This window comes from Novipirellula sp. (genome assembly GCF_041583735.1).
Classification (GTDB): domain Bacteria; phylum Planctomycetota; class Planctomycetia; order Pirellulales; family Pirellulaceae; genus Novipirellula.
Genome location: NZ_JBFHFD010000808.1, coordinates 1 through 3,357 on the forward strand (window position 1 = coordinate 1; position 3,357 = coordinate 3,357).

Below are 3,357 nucleotides of genomic sequence, written 5' to 3' on the forward strand. Positions count from 1 at the left end.
GATTGGTCACAAGCAAATCGAAGCTTGGTTTGCCAACGCGATCCGCAAAGGCCGATTGACGGGCAGCTTTCTGTTTGTCGGCCAACCGGGGGTTGGCAAGCGAACCACCGCCAACCTGCTGGCGCAAACACTGCTGTGCGAGCGAAACCATCCCGAAGAAATGAACCCCTGCGGCGTTTGCGAAGGCTGTGTGCAGGTGGCTGCCAAAACGCATCCCGATGTCACCCGTGTTGGCAAGCCGAGTGACAAGTCGTTCATCCCGTTGGAATTGTTGATCGGCCCTCCAGATGCTCGAATGCAAGAAGGGTTCTGTCGTGATGTGCGGTTGCGCCCGATGCGAGGCCGCCGGCGTGTCGCGATCATCGAGGATGCCGATTTTCTAAACGAAGAAGGCGCCAATTGTTTGCTGAAAACACTCGAAGAACCTTCGGCCAATGCGGTCATCCTGTTGATCGGGACCAGCGAACAAAGGCAATTGCCCACCATACGTTCGCGATGCCGCGTGATTCGATTTCAATCACCCAGTGGTGAAAACGCCGTGCGATTGATGCGTGACGTTCACGCGATCGAAGCGTCTGACGAACAGATTGCCGATGCGATCGAGGTCGCGGGCGGCGACATGCACGTCGCGACGCGATTGCTAAGTGGTGAAGCGGACAAATTGCGTGATGCGCTGCGATCCCAATTCGGCTCGAAAACTCCCGATCCTGTCGCACTGTGCCGGATCATCAATGCCCACGTTGAACAGTCCGGCAAAGAAGCTTCGAAGCGACGTGCGGCGATGCGGGATGTTTTTTCGTTTGCCGTCCAGCACTATCGTCAACAGCTTCGGCAGGCGTTTGACAGTCGACTGGCGACGCTGCATTCACTGAATCGACTCGATCGCTCAATCCGCGCGCTGCGAGAAGTCGATCGCAGTGCAAATCAAAGTACGTTGATCGAATGTTATTCGGCCGATATCGCTGCCGCCACGACTGGCGACCGAGGCGAAATCGGATAACGATCGTTGTACCGCAGTCCTCATCGGTCAATCGGATCCAAGTGGACATGCTGAGGATCGTGCTCATCGACGAACACGTTTTTCGCCAGTGGGAATTGGTGTGAGCGACTTTCCATGAAGTGCATCTGATAGCCAGCGGTATTAAGAAAGACGATCAAGTCGCCTCGCTTGACTCCACGCGGGAAATGAAACCGTCGTAGCGATAGAAACTCGAACTCGGTGCAATAGGCACCCACCAGAAATCCTTCGATCGCCTGCAACTGGCTCACGCCATGATCGCCTGCACACGAAATCAGGATCGGATCGATCAAGAATTCGTCATCGGTGGTGCGGCACTGCGTCCGGTTCATCGACAAGCCGATCAATGCATAGCCACCTGCGTGTTTTTTGCAGAACTCAACGCGAGCGATGGTCATCCCGCAACCGTCCAGTAGACTTCGTCCGGGTTCACAGCGGAGCTGCAATCCTCGGCTGCGAATCGCGCTGGCAACCGAGCAGTCGGAGGCATCGCTTTGGGCGATTTTGTGATTCAGCAATTGGGAAAACCAATCTGCCGAAACGATGTCTTGATACATCGGGTAGCTGTTCAGTTTGCCGAACACCTTGCCATCGCCCGCGATTCGCCCCAATCCATGGCGGTCAAACGTGATCGCGTCTCGGTGCCCCAACAGCGACCGTTCGTGCTCGTCTTGGAAATGCGTCCATTGATCTTCTCGCTGCAAATAGCGAACGGGAATTCCGCCACCGATATCGATGAACTCGAGGGGTCGGCCGTGCTGATGAAGTGCATCGACAAGAGGCAGGATTTGCTGAATCGCGGATACACGTTGATCGATCGAGCTGCCATCGAGATGGAAATGCAGACCAATGATCGCCACCCACGGGTCCGCTAGTAACCCGCTAAATGAAGCAACACCGCTTGTGAATTCGTCGATGTCGACTCCAAATCGCGAAGACAACTTTTGCCCCCGGTGCTGAAATCCACTGATTCGAAGTGCGATTTTGGCTGTCCGTGCCAACCCCCTGGCGACGCTCTGAATCGTCGTTAATTCATCCGCGTTATCCACAACGATCGTTACCCCGTTGGCAACGCATCGATACAACAGAGCCGTCGGTTTGACTGCGGCGGTGCAAATGATCTTTGCGGGATCGACATCTCGCTCTAGCGTTTGCTGGAGCTCGATGTCGCTGGCGACATCGATTGCGATACCAAGTCGCTTGGCAGCATCGATCCAGCGGAGACATTTGTTCGCTTTACGGGCAAAGTGAAGCTGCAAATCGAGGTCGCAATCGTCTGCGACTGCTGTCAACGCACGCACGTTTGCTTCCAGCGGAGCTTCGCACATAATATTCAGCGGCGATTCAAATTGGTCCACCCACGGGTGGATCGATGGCTGGGATAGAACGTCGACCATCCATGGCGCCAAAACACCCTCAAGCGGCATCACTCCACAACAACCGCCGCGAAGCCATTGAACGGTCCGATCGTGTTGACCGAGCTGCGAGTCGGTGGCAGGCGGTTGAATGAAGGGAAGCGGCGCAGACAAGTTGTTGGCGTTTTCGAAGGGAATGAATGGGACGCTATCGATTTGTTGATTGAATCGAAATGCGAATTTGTCATCGTGAGCCGTGGGCCGTAAGGCACCGAGTCATTCGCGAGTTTCGTTCGCTCACTCGTGAGCGGCTCACCAAATCAACGCAGGCCACAGGCTTTTTGTGCACGCGACAGGACGCCGGCGGCGACTTCACGAGCACGTGCTGCTCCGTCGCGAAGCGTTTCGTGAACGTAATCCAAATTCGCTTCGAGTTCTTCGCGACGTGCCCGCGCTTCGGCAAAGTAGTTTTCGCTTGCTTCGGCAACCGCCTTCTTGACGTCGCCGTAACCGAACCCGCCTCGTCGATACATCGCCGCCATCGTTTCGACATCTTCGGGCGACGAGAACAATCGATACAGCTGGAACAGATGATCGCCCTCGGGCTCTTTCGGATCTTCCATCGCCCGGCTGTCGGTGGTGATCCGCATGATTTGTTTGCGGATCTGTTTGACGTTACCAAACAGCGGCAGCGTGTTGTTGTAACTCTTGCTCATCTTTTCGCCATCGGTTCCAGGAACCTTGGCGCTGTGGTCGAGTGTTTTTGCCTTGGGCAACTTGAAGGTTTCGCCAAAGGTGTGGTTGAAACTGCCCGCCAAATCGCGAGCCACTTCGATATGTTGGATTTGATCTTGGCCGACCGGAACGACTTCGGAGTCATAGATCAAGATGTCCGCAGCCATCAAGACGGGATAGGTGAAAAGCCCCGCGTCGGCGTTCAGCCCCTTTTCTTTTTTGTCTTTGTAGGCGTGGCACCGCTCCAGC

3 protein-coding genes are annotated in these 3,357 nt (G+C 55.3%); 1 reads left to right on the top strand and 2 read right to left on the bottom strand.

What is annotated here, in order from left to right:
• The first annotated feature begins 1 nt into the window (after position 1).
• Positions 2-1,000, top strand: a complete 999-nt coding sequence (locus ABX962_RS33055) for an ATP-binding protein (RefSeq protein ID WP_372725948.1) — start codon at positions 2-4, stop codon at positions 998-1,000.
• A 20-nt stretch (positions 1,001-1,020) separates the two neighbouring features.
• On the opposite strand, the gene ABX962_RS33060 is transcribed toward ABX962_RS33055, so the two are convergent.
• Positions 1,021-2,547 (bottom strand): Y4yA family PLP-dependent enzyme, encoded by a 1,527-nt coding sequence (locus ABX962_RS33060; protein ID WP_372725949.1) that lies wholly within the window; start codon positions 2,545-2,547, stop codon positions 1,021-1,023.
• A 146-nt stretch (positions 2,548-2,693) separates the two neighbouring features.
• The coding region (gene trpS, locus ABX962_RS33065) for a tryptophan--tRNA ligase (protein ID WP_372725950.1) at positions 2,694-3,357 on the bottom strand (664 nt) is incomplete at its 5' end.